Source organism: Veillonella parvula, assembly GCF_001553335.1.
In the GTDB taxonomy this organism is placed as follows: Bacteria; Bacillota; Negativicutes; order Veillonellales; family Veillonellaceae; genus Veillonella; species Veillonella parvula_S.
Window position 1 is genome coordinate 1 of the sequence record NZ_KQ960773.1, and the last position, 15943, is coordinate 15943.

16 protein-coding genes are annotated in these 15943 nt (G+C 39.0%); 4 read left to right on the top strand and 12 right to left on the bottom strand.

Annotated elements, in window-relative coordinates; genetic code table 11:
- The first annotated feature begins 643 nt into the window (after positions 1 to 643).
- Together HMPREF1865_RS00005 and HMPREF1865_RS00010 are read left to right on the top strand one after the other, a co-directional pair.
- Positions 644 to 1633 (top strand): sirohydrochlorin cobaltochelatase, encoded by a 990-nt coding sequence (locus HMPREF1865_RS00005; protein WP_004696254.1) that lies wholly within the window; start codon positions 644 to 646, stop codon positions 1631 to 1633.
- A gap of 51 nt (positions 1634 to 1684) precedes the next feature.
- Positions 1685 to 2626 (top strand): ABC transporter substrate-binding protein, encoded by a 942-nt coding sequence (locus HMPREF1865_RS00010; RefSeq protein WP_004696256.1) that lies wholly within the window; start codon positions 1685 to 1687, stop codon positions 2624 to 2626.
- 68 nt (positions 2627 to 2694) lie between these two features.
- On the opposite strand, the gene HMPREF1865_RS00015 is transcribed toward HMPREF1865_RS00010, so the two are convergent.
- From HMPREF1865_RS00015 to HMPREF1865_RS00070, 12 genes are all read right to left on the bottom strand, one after another.
- Positions 2695 to 3477, bottom strand: coding sequence for an ABC transporter ATP-binding protein (locus HMPREF1865_RS00015; RefSeq protein ID WP_004696257.1), 783 nt, complete (start codon positions 3475 to 3477; stop codon positions 2695 to 2697).
- Complete coding sequence (locus tag HMPREF1865_RS00020) at positions 3477 to 4472, bottom strand: FecCD family ABC transporter permease (RefSeq protein WP_060918789.1); 996 nt, start codon at positions 4470 to 4472, stop codon at positions 3477 to 3479. The genes HMPREF1865_RS00015 and HMPREF1865_RS00020 overlap by 1 nt, the downstream gene beginning before the upstream one ends.
- Before the next feature lie 152 nt (positions 4473 to 4624).
- Complete coding sequence (locus HMPREF1865_RS00025; protein WP_004696261.1) at positions 4625 to 5290, bottom strand: precorrin-8X methylmutase; 666 nt, start codon at positions 5288 to 5290, stop codon at positions 4625 to 4627.
- A complete protein-coding gene (cobK, locus tag HMPREF1865_RS00030; RefSeq protein WP_060918790.1) occupies positions 5277 to 6065 on the bottom strand; it encodes a precorrin-6A reductase in 789 nt (262 codons plus the stop codon). Before cobK ends, HMPREF1865_RS00025 begins: the two co-directional genes overlap by 14 nt.
- The gene (cobJ, locus tag HMPREF1865_RS00035; protein ID WP_004697003.1) at positions 6062 to 6751 is read right to left on the bottom strand and encodes a precorrin-3B C(17)-methyltransferase; all 690 of its coding nucleotides are present in this window, start codon (positions 6749 to 6751) and stop codon (positions 6062 to 6064) included. Before cobJ ends, cobK begins: the two co-directional genes overlap by 4 nt.
- A 29-nt stretch (positions 6752 to 6780) precedes the next feature.
- On the bottom strand, positions 6781 to 7926 hold the full coding sequence (locus HMPREF1865_RS00040; protein ID WP_060918791.1) for a cobalt-precorrin 5A hydrolase: 1146 nt from the start codon (positions 7924 to 7926) through the stop codon (positions 6781 to 6783).
- Positions 7927 to 7930: 4 nt separating this feature from the next.
- The gene (cobM, locus tag HMPREF1865_RS00045) at positions 7931 to 8692 is read right to left on the bottom strand and encodes a precorrin-4 C(11)-methyltransferase (protein WP_004696269.1); all 762 of its coding nucleotides are present in this window, start codon (positions 8690 to 8692) and stop codon (positions 7931 to 7933) included.
- Position 8693: 1 nt separating this feature from the next.
- Positions 8694 to 9281, bottom strand: a complete 588-nt coding sequence (gene cbiT, locus HMPREF1865_RS00050) for a precorrin-6Y C5,15-methyltransferase (decarboxylating) subunit CbiT (protein ID WP_008601266.1) — start codon at positions 9279 to 9281, stop codon at positions 8694 to 8696.
- Positions 9278 to 9904, bottom strand: coding sequence for a precorrin-6y C5,15-methyltransferase (decarboxylating) subunit CbiE (cbiE, locus tag HMPREF1865_RS00055; RefSeq protein ID WP_004697187.1), 627 nt, complete (start codon positions 9902 to 9904; stop codon positions 9278 to 9280). The genes cbiT and cbiE overlap by 4 nt, the downstream gene beginning before the upstream one ends.
- A complete protein-coding gene (cbiD, locus tag HMPREF1865_RS00060; RefSeq protein ID WP_060918792.1) occupies positions 9880 to 10998 on the bottom strand; it encodes a cobalt-precorrin-5B (C(1))-methyltransferase CbiD in 1119 nt (372 codons plus the stop codon). Before cbiD ends, cbiE begins: the two co-directional genes overlap by 25 nt.
- Positions 10999 to 11068: 70 nt before the next feature.
- Positions 11069 to 11563 carry a YajQ family cyclic di-GMP-binding protein gene (locus HMPREF1865_RS00065; protein ID WP_004696277.1) on the bottom strand — a complete coding sequence of 165 codons (495 nt, stop codon included), beginning with the start codon at positions 11561 to 11563 and terminating at the stop codon, positions 11069 to 11071.
- Positions 11564 to 11977: 414 nt separating this feature from the next.
- On the bottom strand, positions 11978 to 13573 hold the full coding sequence (locus HMPREF1865_RS00070) for a WG repeat-containing protein (RefSeq protein ID WP_060918793.1): 1596 nt from the start codon (positions 13571 to 13573) through the stop codon (positions 11978 to 11980).
- Positions 13574 to 13799: 226 nt separating this feature from the next.
- Here HMPREF1865_RS00070 and HMPREF1865_RS00075 point away from each other — a divergent pair, with 226 nt between their 5' ends.
- Entirely contained in the window at positions 13800 to 14765 is a 966-nt protein-coding gene (locus HMPREF1865_RS00075; protein WP_060918794.1) for an RluA family pseudouridine synthase, read from the top strand.
- A 248-nt stretch (positions 14766 to 15013) separates the two neighbouring features.
- A complete protein-coding gene (gene fba / locus HMPREF1865_RS00080) occupies positions 15014 to 15943 on the top strand; it encodes a class II fructose-1,6-bisphosphate aldolase (RefSeq protein WP_004696283.1) in 930 nt (309 codons plus the stop codon).

Below are 15943 nucleotides of genomic sequence, written 5' to 3' on the forward strand. Positions count from 1 at the left end.
GTACCATACACACTAAACTTAGACAGAATAATAACTCTCTCTTTTTCATATTTCTCCTTTTCTAATATATTATTCAAAAATTATAATTTATTATATTTTACTTTTTTTAAGAAAGTCAATATAAATATAATTGATATAAAAATATATATTTTCTCATTGTAATGCCATAACATTCTATAAACTATATTTAAATCCATATATTATATCAACATATCTAGTTATAATAATTCCTATTTACATTAATTAAAAGCATTACCTATACCTGATGATTAACTTAGCTTGCTTTGAAGTGAAGATGGTATAGATAACACTTTATTCACTATATAGATTTAGCCTCATCAAAGTATGTATATCTAATTTTGTATAATAAATTTACTCACATATTCACATATTCATATCCTTATAACCAACAAGAATATAATTATAAAATGTACTATCATACTTTATTCATCACATTAATTTATTAATAATCTCTCAAATTCCTTATACTTCTAGGGGTATAGGGTTTATTGACACCTGTTTTCCGCTTTGTTACGATTGAAATAAGGTTATATATATGCGATGAATTCATAGTTTTCATATAATAGAACTATGTAAATGATTGCATATTAGTGTAGTTATAGTTATAGATAGGAGTATAGAAATGAAAAAACAATTAGCTTTAGCATCCGCTATTCTAGGTCTTGCAGTATCCTTTGGTGCACCAGTTGTATCTAATGCTGCATATCAATTAAATGAGGAAGTAAAAGATCCTACACCAGCATTGAAAGAAGCCGCTGCAATTGGTGTTCGTACACATAATACAGAAGCTTTACAAAACTTGCCAAACAAAGATGCTATGGTTGTTATGAGCTTTGGTACAACTTATAAAGATACTCGTGTGAAAACAATCGATGCTACTGTAGATGCTATTAAGGCAGCACACCCAAATACTAAAGTGATAACTGCTTTCACAAGCCATATTATTCGTGATCGTATCCAACAAAAAGAAGGTATAACATACCCTACACCTGAAGAAGCTTTAGCTGAACTTAAAAAAGATGGTTACACTCGCGTTGCATTGGCATCTCTAGATGTAATTCCTGGTATGGAATATAACTACGATGCAGCAGTATATAATTTATACAAAAATGATTTCAAAAAAATGACACTCGGTACTTCTCTTATGTACTGGATGGGTCAAGAAAACCAAACTGACCAAGTTATTGAAACATTAAAAGCTGTTCAATCCCAATTCCCTAAATTAGGTAAAGAAGATGGTCTTCTTATCATGGCTCATGGTACTCCAGATCCTTCCAATGCATACTATTCTGTAATTCAAGACCGTATCCATACTCTTGGAATGAAAAATGTATTCATCTACACAGTAGAAGGTACACCAAATCTTGAACAAGTTATCCCTCAATTGAAATTACATGGTATTAAACATGTTACATTGATGCCTTTCATGATGGTTGCTGGTGACCATGCAAACAACGACATGGCTGGTAACGAACCAGATTCCCACAAATCCATTCTTGAAAAAGAAGGCTTCAAAGTTGACACTTACATCCATGGTTTAGGTGAAAACCAAAACATCCGTAACTTATTCGTTGAACGTGCTAACGAAGCTTGGGATGCATTAGAAAAATAATCAATATAACTAAGATCGTTATTGCATATATAACATTCATAGGAGTACATCATGAAAAAACTACTACTCGGTAGTATCGCTTTGGTTATGATTGTACTAGCACTAGCTGGGTGTGGTAAAACCACATCCAGCTCTTCTGCTACTACGAAGGAATTGACCTTTAATGGCCAAACCTATACTGTACCAAAGGATCCACAAAAAATTGCTGTATTATCTAATTCTGTTTTATCTATGCTTTATGCTGTCGATGGTAAGGCTATTAGCCGTGCCAATACAACGGATAAACTAGCACCAGAGTTAGAAGCTCTACCAGCTCTTGGTCAAACTGCAAATATCAACATGGAACAATTATTAGGCTTGAAGCCAGATGTAGTATTGGGTTTAGTAAATCAACATAAAAAATATGAATCTCAATTACAAGCTAATAATATTCCAACCGTACTTTTTGATTACGATGGTATTAAAGATAATGTACCAATGTTAACATTTCTTGGCGAATTAACTAATCATCAAGATAAGGCTAAGTCTGTTATTACTACCTATGAAAACAATATTACCAAGGTAAAAGATGCAGTTAAGAATCAACAACCTGCACGTGTTGCCGTGTTACGTGCCACAGGAAAGGGTGTAACTGCCGAAACTGATGAAGCAGTTACTGCATCAATGGTAAAAGAACTAGGTATGACAAATGTTGTCTCCTCTCACCTAGATGGTACAACGAAGGACAAAACGGTCCCTTACTCTCTTGAAACATTGACTGCAGATAACCCTGATATTATCTTTGTTGTTACAATGGGTAAAGAAGAAGAAATTACAAAAGCTATGAAACAAGCTATGACAGATAATCCTGCATGGGCCAATTTAAAAGCCGTACAAAATAACCGCGTAATATACTTACCATCCAAACTATTCCTATTAAACCCAGGTCTACAAACACCTGAAGCTATGGCACGATTAGTTAAAGAAGCATACGGTATTAATGTTACATTCTAATATATTACTTCATACGAAAGAGGGCATCCCCCAAATAGGGAATGCCCTCTTTTTCAATTAGTATCAAACTACTCAACTAGTCCTTTTACGCGCACATATTTTTTATTATCAAAAGTATCAAGTTGTACATCTACAGAGAATACATCTCTAAACAACTCATCCGATATAATTTTACTTGTCTCTCCTGACGTTATTAAATGACCTTCTTTTATAACAGCCATATAATGTGAATATTGAACCGCCTGTGTAAGTTCGTGAAGTACCATGAGAACGGTTAAATCTTGTTCCTTATTTAATCGTTTCAATAACTCCATAATTTCTAACTGGTGATTAATATCTAAATATGTTGTTGGTTCGTCTAATACTAATAATTTTGGTTGCTGTGCTAGCGCCATAGCAATCCAAACGCGTTGCCGTTCGCCACCAGATAGGGATGGAATTAATTGTTCTCGCAAATGATTCGTTTTCGTAATATCTAACGCATAGTCAACAATTTCACGATCTTCTTTAGCCGTGTTTTTCCACCATGTTTGGTATGGATACCGTCCGCAATATACCAATTCTTCTACAGTCATATCCTTTGGCATATTCGGTACTTGTGGCAAAAATGCCATTTGCCGTGCCAGATGATTTTGAGAATATGATTGTAACGGTTTATCAAAGATGGTAATACATTCATGAGGGCTATGGATATATCCAATCATAGATCGTAAAAGCGTACTTTTACCACAACCATTAGGCCCTATTAATGTCGTAATTTTACCGATAGGAACCGATACATTAATGTCATGTAGAATATGACGATTACCAAGAGTTACGGATAACTGTTTTACATCAATAGCGGTATTCATTAGTTATCCCTCCTCAATAGGTACAAGAAGAACGGCGCCCCAAAGAATGCCATAATAATGCCTACAGGTACCTCTATAGGGCTCCACATAACACGTCCTATTGTATCACTAACAACAAGAACTAGGGCCCCTAATAATGCGGATCCAGGCAGTAAATATGCATAGTCGTTACCGATTATAAGACGTAACATATGGGGGATAACCAAACCTACAAATCCGATAAGCCCAGCTATACTAACAGCACCAGCCGCTAAAAGAGCAGCCACTGCAGTCATAATAAACCGTGTTTGTTCTACCTTAAGGCCTAATCCCTTTGCAGTTTCATCACCTAAACTTAAGATGGTAAGTCGTTTAGCTCCTAAACAGGCAAACACAAGGCCAACTATAGCATAGGGAAACAGCACTTCTACCTGAGGCCAACTGCGTGCAGCGAGTCCTCCTACCATCCAAAGCAATGCCCCTTGTACACGATCACCAAAGAATACAAGTAATGCTGAAATACCTGAGCCTAAAAAGGCTGCGACCGCAACACCAGCTAAGATAATACGACTAGGTCGCACTCCATTTTTCCATGCTAATGCATACACCATGAGTGCTGCAGCCATAGCTCCTAAAAAGGCCACTAAAGGAACTATATGATCATACCCAGGAAATAAAATAAATATGATAACACCAGCTAGGCCTGCACCAGAGGACACCCCTACAATCTGTGGATCCGCTAGGGGGTTTTTCATAACTGCTTGCAAAATTGCACCAGATACAGCGAGACATGCCCCCACTAACGCAGCTACAATATTGCGAGGCAATCGAATATTCCAAATAATTTGTGAAGATGTATCAGTTAACTCACTAGACCATAATGTATGCCAAATCTCAGCTAATGATACGGGTGTTGATCCCCAAATAAGAGATATAATCATGCTCATAATAACGGCGATGATTAAGATACAAATCACTGATACACGAAATAATTTTCGTTCATTACTAGATGCCATATGAACCCCCTCTCAAAATTAACTATATTATAAGAAATTTACTATAGTATAATTATCGTGTTTAGCTAATTTATGTTTAGCTAATTATTGTGAAAAATATATACAGTAAAACCCGAATCGCAAAACTACTAAAACACGATTCGGGTTTTGTATTATTTAGATTCTTTACCTTCTACAAAAAGCATGTCATTGCGTTTTACGTCTGTGTAAAGCAATGCATTACATACGGAAGCAGCGATTGGGCTACCACCTTTGTTGCCTTTTACAGTGATGTAAGGAACTGGGGATACTTCCATCAAATAATCTTTGGATTCTGCAGCACCTACAAAGCCTACAGGGATACCAATGATAAGAGCTGGTTTAATGCCTTCTTCAAGAGCAAGGCGCAACACTTCATACAATGCAGTTGGTGCATTACCGATAGCAACGATTTGTCCTTCTAGTTGTTTACCAAAGGTACGCATAGCCGCAATGGAACGAGTTACACCTAATTCTTTAGCCATTTTAGCTACATTTTCGTCTTTAATTAAGCAGTGCACTTCATTGCCGCGAATTTTAAGAGCTGGCTTAGAAATACCTGTGCGAACCATTTCTACATCTGTATAAATGTCTGCACCATTATCCAATGCTTCAATACCTTTTTGAACAGCATCAGGGCTCATTTTTACGAGTTGAGCATATTCGACATCACCAGACGCATGTACTGTACGAGATACTACGCGCACTTCATCATCTGTTAAGCCTAAATCCTTTACATAATCATAAATGATTTCCATGCTTTTATCTTCAATAGCTTTAGGATTTTTAACGTAATCCATTCGTGTCCTCCCATAATTTAAAGAATTCATCATTTGATGATACCACGTGACTTTCAAGTTTAACACGCGGACGATCGATAACAATAACATGGATACCAAGATCCATAGCAGCTTGTAATTTTGTATCTGCACCACCTACAAGACCAGAGTTTTTCATAACTACAACACTAGCCTTTGTATCGTGGAACATGATGCGGTTCATATCATAAGAAAATGGACCTTGGACAGCAACAATGCGCTTAGGGCTCACGTTGAGGTCTTCCATCATTTGTAACACCTCTGCGGTCGGCAAAATACGTGTCCATACTTCACAATCTTGTAAAGCCTCAGATTTAGCAAAGATGTGCATTGTCTTACTACCTGTGGTCAAATACACATGTTTGTTATTTTCCTTTGCCAATTTGCCAGCTAAATTAGCTGCTTCTACCTCATCAACTACAATATGCAATTTATCATAGTCTGGTAATGGTACCTCTTTGCGTTCAAAACGAACAAAAGGAATACCTTCAGCTTTTGCTGCATCTTGAGCCGTAGCTGTAACAATAGCAGCATACGGATGACTTGCATCAATTAATAAACGTACATTATGTTTCTTAATCAAATCCTGCATAGCCTCTTGGTCAAGACGGCCCGTATGAACAGTAATTCCCTTATGGGCGGCAAGCTCTGCCCCATACTGACTCACAACAGTAACGAGAACCTCTTCACCTGTCCGTTCTTGAATATCTACCGCTAAGGTACGACCATCTAAGGTACCGGCGATGACCCAAATCATAATTTGTAGCCTCGAGGTGTAATCATGCGGCCATTTTCAACATAGGTTTGGCTATTACCGATAATAACAAGTGTTTGCATATCCACTTCTTCTTTTGTAAAGTTTTCAAGGTCAGAAATTACCATATGTTGACCTGGGCGTCCTGCTTTTTGCACGATGCCAACAGGTGTTTTTGGGTCGCGGTATTTAAGAACGATTTCACGAACTTCATCTAAGTGAGTAACACGTTTTTTACTGCGCGGATTGTACAAGGAGATAACCATGTCACCTTGTGCACAAAGATCAGCGCGTTTTTTAATTAAATCCCATGGAGTCATCAAGTCACTGAGAGAAATAACCGCAAAGTCATGCATCAAAGGTGCACCCAATACAGATGCTGCTACATTTACAGCACTAAGGCCAGGTACAATATCTACGGAAGGGCGTTTTTCTGCTGGTACCTTATTAGCAAGTTCCAACACAAGACCTGCCATGCCGTACACGCCAGAGTCACCAGAGGATACTACAACTACTTGATGGCCTTCTACCGCTAAATCAACGGCTTGTTGGCAACGATCGACTTCTTGCATCATGGCAGTACCTACAGTTTCTTTACCTTCAATGAGGTCTTTGATCAAGTCAAGATAAGTCAAATAACCTACTACGCGGTCAGCTGCTAAGATAGCTTCGCGCGCTTGCGGTGTCATAAACTCTTCATCGCCAGGGCCTATGCCGATTACTTTGATGTTACCTGTGCAATGGCTACCGTTGTTTTGGGATAAATTGTTTTGTGCTGTATTAATGTTCGGCTCTTGGCCGCTAGTAATGCTGTTGTCTCGCATACGTTTCCTACTCCTATAGTTCCTTTTACAAAATTAGATTCTTTTAATTTTTCTTCTTCAATAAGTGGTGCCATCTCGTCCTGTGTATAGAACACGATAGGCCACCCCATAATTTCCATAGCCTCCAAGAGGCCTACTTCATCTTGTTTAACAATTACCGATGCTGCCGTTACAAGGCTTTTAGGTGAAAGTTTATGCGCTGCTAGTGATTGTTGTATGGCGTCAAGAATCAATTCCTTTGGCGTATCTCGACGACAGCCAATGCCCATCGTATACGTACGAGGACGCAAAATCAATTGGTGACCATACTCAACAATTACTTTATCTGTAATTACAACTCGATATGAGCCCTCTTCTGAGCTTTCATTCTTACATGGCATAGAATCAAGTTGCTCCATAGAAACAACATGAACCTTACCATGTTCACCAATATGATCTTTCGCAGATTCTTTTAAATGCTCTGCATTAGATAAGCTCTCATCAATGTAATAATCAACCCGCTCGCCCCCAACAATGGCAGAGTTCACATTGATTAAGGTTTGAAAATCATCTACCAACAGATGCTCGTGGCGCGCCAACACGTCAGGCGCTGGCAATCCGTTTACATCCGTTGCAGTCGTAATCACAGGGTCCGCATCAATGGCCAGCGAAATGGACTGCGTCCATTCGTTGGCGCCCCCAAGGTGACCAGATAATAAGCTAATCACATGGTGTCCTACTTCGTCCATTACAACTACCGCAGGATCCTTGGATTTGTGTTCAATATATGGCGCAATCATGCGCACTACGATACCAAGTGCCATAATGCATAATACTTGGTCGTAATCCTTAAAAATCTGACCAATATGGTTTTTGAGAGAATCAAAATAGATGGCCTCACCACCAGAAGTACGGTTTTCCTTTTCAAAGCAATCCGCATGAGGTGCCACCAAAGACTTGATGCGTTGACCTAGCTTTGCACCTCGTTCAGATACAGAAAGAATAGCCGTTCTATTCTTCTTGGCTCCTGTCGTAGGTACAACCGTTTCTATTTTTTTCATCTTACTAGTCCTTAGCACTGCGGTACATGTGAGCAAAGCCTTTATCATAGAGTTTAGACAATTCATATTCACTATCTAATACATGGCTTACTACGATCATAGCTTGGCGCAATACGCCTTCCTTAGCTACAATATCCGCAATGGTTTCCAATGTGCCACGGATAATGCGTTGGTCTGGCCAAGACGCTTTTACCACGATCGCCACTGGAGTTGTTTTGTCATAACCGCCCTCAATGAGTTCAGCTACAACCTTATCTAACATTTGAACACTGAGGAAAATACACATTGTCGCTTCGTGAGATGCTAACATTCGCAATTTTTCCTTTGGAGGCATCGGTGTACGGCCTTCCATGCGCGTAATAATAACTGTTTGAGATACATTTGGCAATGTATATTCTTGTTTCAATGCCGCAGCTGTGGCAAGGAAAGAGCTTACACCAGGCACTACTTCATAAGAAATACCCATGCCAGCCAATGCATCCATTTGCTCTTGAATAGCCCCGTAAATAGCAGGGTCACCGGTGTGAAGCCGAACTACACGTTTACCAGCCTCAACAGCAGCTTTCATAACAGCCAACACCTCGTCAAGGTTCATCGTAGCACTGTTATGAATTTCACAGCCTGGTTTACAAGCCTCTAAAATAGCAGGGTTTACCAAGGAACCCGCATAAATTACAACATCTGCCTCTTGCACTAAACGATACCCTTTGCGAGTAATTAACTCAGGATCCCCAGGGCCTGCACCTACGATATGTACGTCAACCATATTACTCTCCTTCTGCGATACGCGTTGCAGATACAATGAAAATTGGACTCAATGGGTCTAACAAATGATAGGGACCAGCCTTGCGGTAACGGCTGATGGACATTTGGTAACCTTCATACGTGAAAGGACGACCTTTCAACTCTTTCAAGATTGTATAACCTGTCTCCATCGTTACAGCAGTTACAACTAAACGGCCGCCAATTTTTAATAGACGTTGCGCCTCGTCCATGATGCCTGTCATACCACCAGCGCTACCTCCGATGATAACCGCATCAAGCTCAGGCAGTTCTTCCATGCCTTCAGGAGCTTTGGATTTGATTACGGTCATATTATTTACATTGAATTTCTTTATATTCTCATTGATAAGGTCGATGCCTTTATCAAAGCGCTCAATTGCATATACATGCCCTTTAGGAGCTGCCAAAGCTGCTTCAATAGAAATAGAGCCCGTACCAGCACCTACGTCAAGGACGATGCTATCCTCCTCGATGCGTGCCTCATTCATAACGGCTTTGCGAATTTCGCATTTCGTCATCGGCACATCGCCGCGGATAAACTCCTCATCAGGAATTCCGAAAAAATGTCTCATCCTAGTACCACCATTACAGAATGACCAAAGCCCTCGAGCTCAGTTAACACCTCTAGCGTAGAGTCTACGATTTTTTCATTATCATAACTCAAGCGCTCAAGGGCTGCCGCTCTCGTTTCTTTTGGCCAACCTGCATCTATTAAAATACGCGCAATATGCGCTGGATTATATTCAGGATCCGTTAAGAATCCCATCTTTTTACCTGCTTCATATACGAGTTTCTCTGGTGCCGGTTGGCGACCGTGAAAGCTCATTAAATCCGCATCATGCCACACCTCATTGAGTCGAGCAAAGGCAAAGGTCATAGAACTAATACCTGGTACCACCTCAATAGGATTAGCAGGGAATTTTTTCTTTAAATATGGCAATAAGCTATAATAGCCTGTATCGCCACTAACCATAACTACAACGTCATGGTTGATGAGCTCACGCTCAATTTGCTCCGCTAATACGCTGAGCTTACCCGTTACAGGATATGTAATTTGGCCAGGCTCTTGAAAGTCCTCTAAAGAACGTTCACTGCCTACCAATACTGTAGCATGTTTAATTAAATTAAGGCCTCTAGGCACCACATAATCAGGATTACCCGGACCAATGCCTACGATATACAAGGTATGTGCCAATGTTCAAGTTCTCCTATCTCTTTTGCATGCTTATCCATTGCCAAGATTTCGCCCTTTAAGGTCGTAATAATGATGCCCACCTCTGCTTCGTTAGCAATATAGCGCTCACTACGTAGAGATGCACGATCTACAACACGTTGGTACACACCAGTCAATCCTTCTCGCTCCAAGATAGGGAATGTAGACTCTGTGGTTTGGCAATTAAATAACTCTTCACACACCTCTTGGGATGCTCCTTCTAAGGCAGCATAGGCCACGATGCTTTCCATACGTCCATCACTCATGCGATTATGAGTATGGAAGCTACCGCTAGCTAGTTTGATTAATTTACCGATATGACCGATGATTAAGATTCGCTTGAATCCAATCTGTACAGCCTTTTCTAGCATAAATCCGATAAAGTTACTTGTTTCTGCCATTTGGTTCTTATGGATACCCAATACTTGCTCTGCAAGATCTTGACCAATACGCCCCGGTACGAGAACAGCTGTTTCACATCCGTTAGCCTTCATAACTTTCAACTGTGGCACTAACGAGTTCTTAAACCCTTCTTCACTCATAGGCTTAACAATACCGGTAGTACCAATAATGGAAATGCCACCTTCGATACCAAGTGTATGATTTAATGTTTTCTTAGCTAATACCTTACCATTAGGAACACTAACGGTTACCGTTACACCTTGACCATGGACACAATGTTCTTCAAAAACTATTTTCATCATTGTCCGGGGCCCTGGATTGATAGCCGGTTCTCCTGGTGGCATAGCAAGGCCTGGTTTCGTTACAGTACCTACACCAAAGCCAGCTCGGAATCGCAGTTCACCAGTATCATCAAGGGTCACTGTCGTTTCCACATCATTGCCATGAGTTACATCAGGATCGTCGCCGCCGTCTTTCATGACGGTCACCTTCGCCTCTGTATCAGATATAACCTCTACCGCTTTAATAGGCACCTCAATGTACTGCCCTTGAGGATTTTCGATAACCACTTGATCCACAATATTCTTATCTAAGAGGGCCAATAAACCAGCTTTCATACCTGCCGTAGCACATGAACCTGTGGTATATCCACCCTTCATGTCCTCCACTTTCATAAGGCCTCCTACACTGATAGTATTAGAGACTCAAACGAGTCTAACTAACCTATCCTATGGACATATAGTATTAAGAACGGAAGTTAACGAATTGCAGTTCTACAGGGATATCCAATTGTTTTAACATTTGGATTACTGCTTGCAAATCATCTTTGTCCTTACCAGATACGCGCACTTGATCCTCTTGGATAGATGCTTGTACCTTAATTTTCATGTTTTTAATTGCTTTTACTACTTCTTTAGCATTTTCTTTAGTAATGCCTTTTTTAATAGTAATGATTTGGCGAACTGTTGCACCTGCTGCTGGTTCAACTTTGCCGTAGTCAAGATTTTTAATCGCTACGTTACGTTTAACCATCTTGCCTTTTAAAACATCGATAATGGCATTCAATTTATATTCATCATCACCGATGATTTTAATAGTGTCACCTTCAAGACTAATTTCCGCTTTAGAACCACGGAAATCATAGCGCGTACCAATCTCTTTTTTCGCTTGGTTTACCGCATTATCCACTTCCTGCATATCCACTTCGGACACAACGTCAAAGGAACAATCTTTAGCCATTTTATACCTCCTACACCTGAACCTATTGGGCATAAGGTTCATAGCATTACTTTCATCATCCTCATATTCCAAGTAAAAATGTAAAACTACACCAAATCGGAATACATCTCTCTAATTATACCTTAAAATACGCTTATTTTCTAGGTAAATCGATTTTCTTAATTATAATTATTAGCTATATATTAATGAAGCTTTTATAAGTATAGTGAAAGTTCTTTAATACGGTTATGCAACGCAATCCACAAGACAAATAATATAAAAAACTAGCAACATACATAATATATGTACATTGCTAGTTCTATATAACGCTATTCTGTTGTATTTAGTCTATAGCTAAAAACTATAACTAAAAAATACTAATTAAGCCAGAACTAAAGGCAATATAAATTCAGAGGAATTCTAAAACCAATTATATTATAAAACGTTTACCGCATCATATGTAGGTTGTACAAGCCATTCACCTTTGGAGTTCATGATTCCCCATTTGCCTTTAGACTTAACAGAGCTGAAACCATGGTTAAAGGACTTAGCGTCTTCAATAAGTTTGTTTGTATCTCTAAATAAAATATGACCATTATTATCTATGATTGTATAGCCCTCTTTACCAGTATGAACCCATGTTACAGTATCATTGTTGAACGGTTCAATAGTTGCTTCTGTTTGAGCAGAATACAAGGATTTACCACTATTCATATCGATAAGGTTTTTAACATGATCTTTCACAACTACTAAACGATCAGTCCCTGCAAAGGAAATAGAATCATATTTGAAGGTTACTACTTGCTTACCTGTTGATACATCGAAAATGCCCCATTTCTCAGTCTTATTGTCTCTTAACGCTAATAGACCATTTAATTTATCCATTTCACCTGCATCGTAATCGCCTGGTTGAATAACAACTTCACCTTTACGATTCACAAAGTATAAATTACCAGCATCTTTGATTACCGTACCATAAGCTGTGATAGGCCATACTTTATCTTTTTTGCTGTCGATTACAATATTACCAAAACGATCAATATAGCCACGTTTTGCACCATCATAGGCAAAACCACCTACGTGATAATGTTGACCACCTAAAAGCGCACCTCCAAGGATACCGCCCACGATGAAGCCACCTACAAGGCCACCTAAATTAAAGCCACTCACAGAGCGACGGTATTCAGCAAGACCATTACGGTATCTATATACCTCTTTAGATGGAGCATTAAATAATTCTTTACCAGTACCATCAATCGCTACGATTTTACCTTTAGCATTTTTAACAAAAGCACGGTCTTCGCTAAATCCAGTCACAATTTGACGGAATTGTGGAGCAATCACTACTTTATCATCAGTAGTTTTAAAACCATATTTGCCTTTTTCTTTAAACTCTACATAAGAATCACTTGCATACTCTTGAGTTGCTTCTTGTTTTACACGTTCTTTTAAAGCTTCCTCTTCAGAGATTTCTACACCTTTAGGAGTAACCCAAGTGTCTGTTTTCTTATCTACTTGAGCTAACACATTGCCCGTTTTATAATCAACATCTTTAATTTCTTTATATTTAGGCTCAATAGCAACGGTACCATCTGGACGGATAACACCCCATTTACCACCTTGTTTCATAGCTGCCAATACACCATGTTCAAGCACTTCGTCATTTTTGAAAGTAGTGCCTTTACCAGATTTTAAAGATTTAGGTGCATTGCGATAAGGATTTAATACGCTCGCCACATCAGCTGCGATATAGCCAGAAAGTGCACTACGCTCTTCAATTTTTTGAGGAGTCATAACGCCTACACTAGCTTTTGTACTTTTAGTGGAGCTAGAGCTCTCTGTACGAACAGTAGAAGTTGATGTAGTTGTTGTATGTTGCTCACGAGTAACACGTGTACTAGTAGATGTTGGTGTATCGTGGTTTGTTACCGTTGTGCTACTAGTAGATGTTGTAGTAGATGCCGCAAAAGTTGTTGTAGACATAGCCGCTAACACACATGCGACTAATACAGATTTCTTGTTAATATTCATAAACCTCTCCTTTTATAGAATAAGCTATAACCATACAGTCGTTAACATACATATATAGTTCATAAAATATACTGTTATAACTAAACACACAGTTTTACAGTAAAAAAAGTTCACACATAAATAATGTATAAAATTTAATAATTCAAATTATACTATATGGACCTTCATAAAAACAACGAATTATGAAACATTCTTCATTTTTATTTTATTTGTTATAATAATACGTATGAAAGTAGCAACAATAATCGACTTAATTGTAGATTCTGATGTACACACACAATCTATAAATCATATTATAAAACAACAGCATATCTCCCATCGCATGAGACGACGTTTACGAAGTGATGGTATCATAACAGTTAATGGTAAACCTGCTGCCTGGAATACGCTTATTCACGGTGGCGATCATCTCATTATGAAATTAACACCAGAGCAAGAGTTTAGTTTAAGCCCTATGGAACTAGATATCATATATGAGGACGAATATATTTTAGTCATTAATAAAGCGGCTGGTATTCTTATGCACCCTACTTCTACCGTACGAGATCATACGCTGGCAAATGGTGTACTTCATTACTACCAAGAAACAAATCAGCATTATGATTTCCATCCCGTACACCGATTAGATAAGGATACCTCAGGTATTGTCATCATTGCTAAAACATCGGTAGTCCAACATGCTTTTGATAAAAAACACACTCATTTTTATAAAAGCTACGACGCCATTGTAGAAGGATATCTCCCTTCTATGCGTATAAGCATTAACTGGCCAATAGGACGTAAACCAGGGAGCATCATTGAGCGTTGTTGTACAAACCAAGGAAAGCCAGCTCGTACGGATATAGCAGTAATTAGTAAACATACAAGTAAAATTAGCTATTGTAACAATAACCCTGCAGATACGGTTAATAATAGTAATATTTGTCCAGCTAACAGCTCTCTATTAGCTTATAATCACTTTACACATGTGCAATGCGTATTGCACACAGGCCGCACTCATCAGATCCGAGTTCATTTATCTCAACTAGGGTATCCACTAGCTGGTGATGACTTATATGGCGGTCATCTAGAATCTATCCAACGCCAAGCACTGCACGCAGCGCGCGTTAGCTTTTACCATCCCATAACAAATGAATGGCTAGAACTGCATGCAGAAATGCCAGAGGATATGAATGTATTGCTGAACGATTGAGCTAATATAACACCACTAAATAAATGCTAACACACAGAAATAACCCACATGGGTCACAAAACAAGACGAAATTTATGCATAAGTTATACAAAAAATATTGGCCCTTTATAGTGTTTCTTGATATACTTAACTTGAATTGATATATGATTGCAATAACAGAAATGCATCTAGTTCTTACGAGCTAGAAATATTAGCAGTCACGGTATTAATAACATGATATAACAGGCCCTATGGCCAAGGAGGACAACATGCCATTAGTTACTACTACAGAAATGTTCAAAAAAGCCTATGAAGGCGGCTATGCTGTTGGCGCTTTCAATGTAAACAACATGGAAATCGTACAAGGTATTGTAGATGCAGCAAAAGAGGAACAATCTCCTCTTATCTTGCAAGTATCTGCAGGCGCACGTAAATATGCAAAACATATTTACCTTGTAAAACTTGTGGAAGCCGCTCTTGAAGACAGCAATCTACCAATCGCTCTTCACCTTGACCACGGCGATTCCTTCGAAATTTGTAAAGACTGTGTAGATGGTGGTTTTACATCCGTTATGATTGATGCATCGCATCATGATTTCGATGAAAACGTAAAAATCACAAAACAAGTTGTTGAATATGCTCACGCTCACGGCGTTGTAGTAGAAGCAGAATTGGGCCGTTTAGCAGGCGTTGAAGATGATGTAAACGTATCTGATGCAGATGCTCGCTTCACTGATCCTGAACAAGCAGCTGAGTTTGTCCATCTCACAGGTGTAGACTCCTTAGCAATCGCTATTGGTACTAGCCATGGTGCATACAAATTCAAAGGCAACCCTTACCTCGATTTTGATCGTTTGAAAAAAGTTGGCGAATTATTGCCTAACTTCCCAATCGTATTGCATGGGGCATCCTCCGTATTGCCTGAATTCGTAGCAAAATGTAATGAATTTGGTGGCAACATCCCTGGTGCACAAGGCGTACCTGAAGAAATGCTTCGCAAAGCAGCTCAAATGGCGGTTTGCAAAATCAATATTGATACAGACCTTCGCCTTGCTATGACTGCATCTGTACGTGAATACTTGGCTCAAAACCCATCTGAGTTTGACCCACGCAAATATTTAGGACCTGCTCGTGATGCTATTAAAGGCATGGTAGCTCACAAAATCAAAAATGTATTAGGTTCTTCTAACAAACTATAA

What these genes read in the sequence shown, in the direction of transcription:
- fba (WP_004696283.1), top strand. Translation starts at nt 15,014, where the DNA reads ATGCCATTAGTTACTACTACAGAAATGTTCAAAAAAGCCTATGAAGGC.
- HMPREF1865_RS00025 (WP_004696261.1), bottom strand. Translation starts at nt 5,290, where the DNA reads ATGGATTACGTTAAAAATCCTAAAGCTATTGAAGATAAAAGCATGGAA.
- cobM (WP_004696269.1), bottom strand. Translation starts at nt 8,692, where the DNA reads ATGGTTGACGTACATATCGTAGGTGCAGGCCCTGGGGATCCTGAGTTA.
- HMPREF1865_RS00020 (WP_060918789.1), bottom strand. Translation starts at nt 4,472, where the DNA reads ATGGCATCTAGTAATGAACGAAAATTATTTCGTGTATCAGTGATTTGT.
- HMPREF1865_RS00005 (WP_004696254.1), top strand. Translation starts at nt 644, where the DNA reads ATGAAAAAACAATTAGCTTTAGCATCCGCTATTCTAGGTCTTGCAGTA.
- cbiD (WP_060918792.1), bottom strand. Translation starts at nt 10,998, where the DNA reads ATGAAAGTGGAGGACATGAAGGGTGGATATACCACAGGTTCATGTGCT.
- cobJ (WP_004697003.1), bottom strand. Translation starts at nt 6,751, where the DNA reads ATGACACCGCAAGCGCGCGAAGCTATCTTAGCAGCTGACCGCGTAGTA.
- cobK (WP_060918790.1), bottom strand. Translation starts at nt 6,065, where the DNA reads ATGATTTGGGTCATCGCCGGTACCTTAGATGGTCGTACCTTAGCGGTA.
- HMPREF1865_RS00010 (WP_004696256.1), top strand. Translation starts at nt 1,685, where the DNA reads ATGAAAAAACTACTACTCGGTAGTATCGCTTTGGTTATGATTGTACTA.
- HMPREF1865_RS00070 (WP_060918793.1), bottom strand. Translation starts at nt 13,573, where the DNA reads ATGAATATTAACAAGAAATCTGTATTAGTCGCATGTGTGTTAGCGGCT.
- HMPREF1865_RS00075 (WP_060918794.1), top strand. Translation starts at nt 13,800, where the DNA reads ATGAAAGTAGCAACAATAATCGACTTAATTGTAGATTCTGATGTACAC.
- HMPREF1865_RS00040 (WP_060918791.1), bottom strand. Translation starts at nt 7,926, where the DNA reads ATGAAAAAAATAGAAACGGTTGTACCTACGACAGGAGCCAAGAAGAAT.
- HMPREF1865_RS00065 (WP_004696277.1), bottom strand. Translation starts at nt 11,563, where the DNA reads ATGGCTAAAGATTGTTCCTTTGACGTTGTGTCCGAAGTGGATATGCAG.
- cbiT (WP_008601266.1), bottom strand. Translation starts at nt 9,281, where the DNA reads ATGAGACATTTTTTCGGAATTCCTGATGAGGAGTTTATCCGCGGCGAT.
- HMPREF1865_RS00015 (WP_004696257.1), bottom strand. Translation starts at nt 3,477, where the DNA reads ATGAATACCGCTATTGATGTAAAACAGTTATCCGTAACTCTTGGTAAT.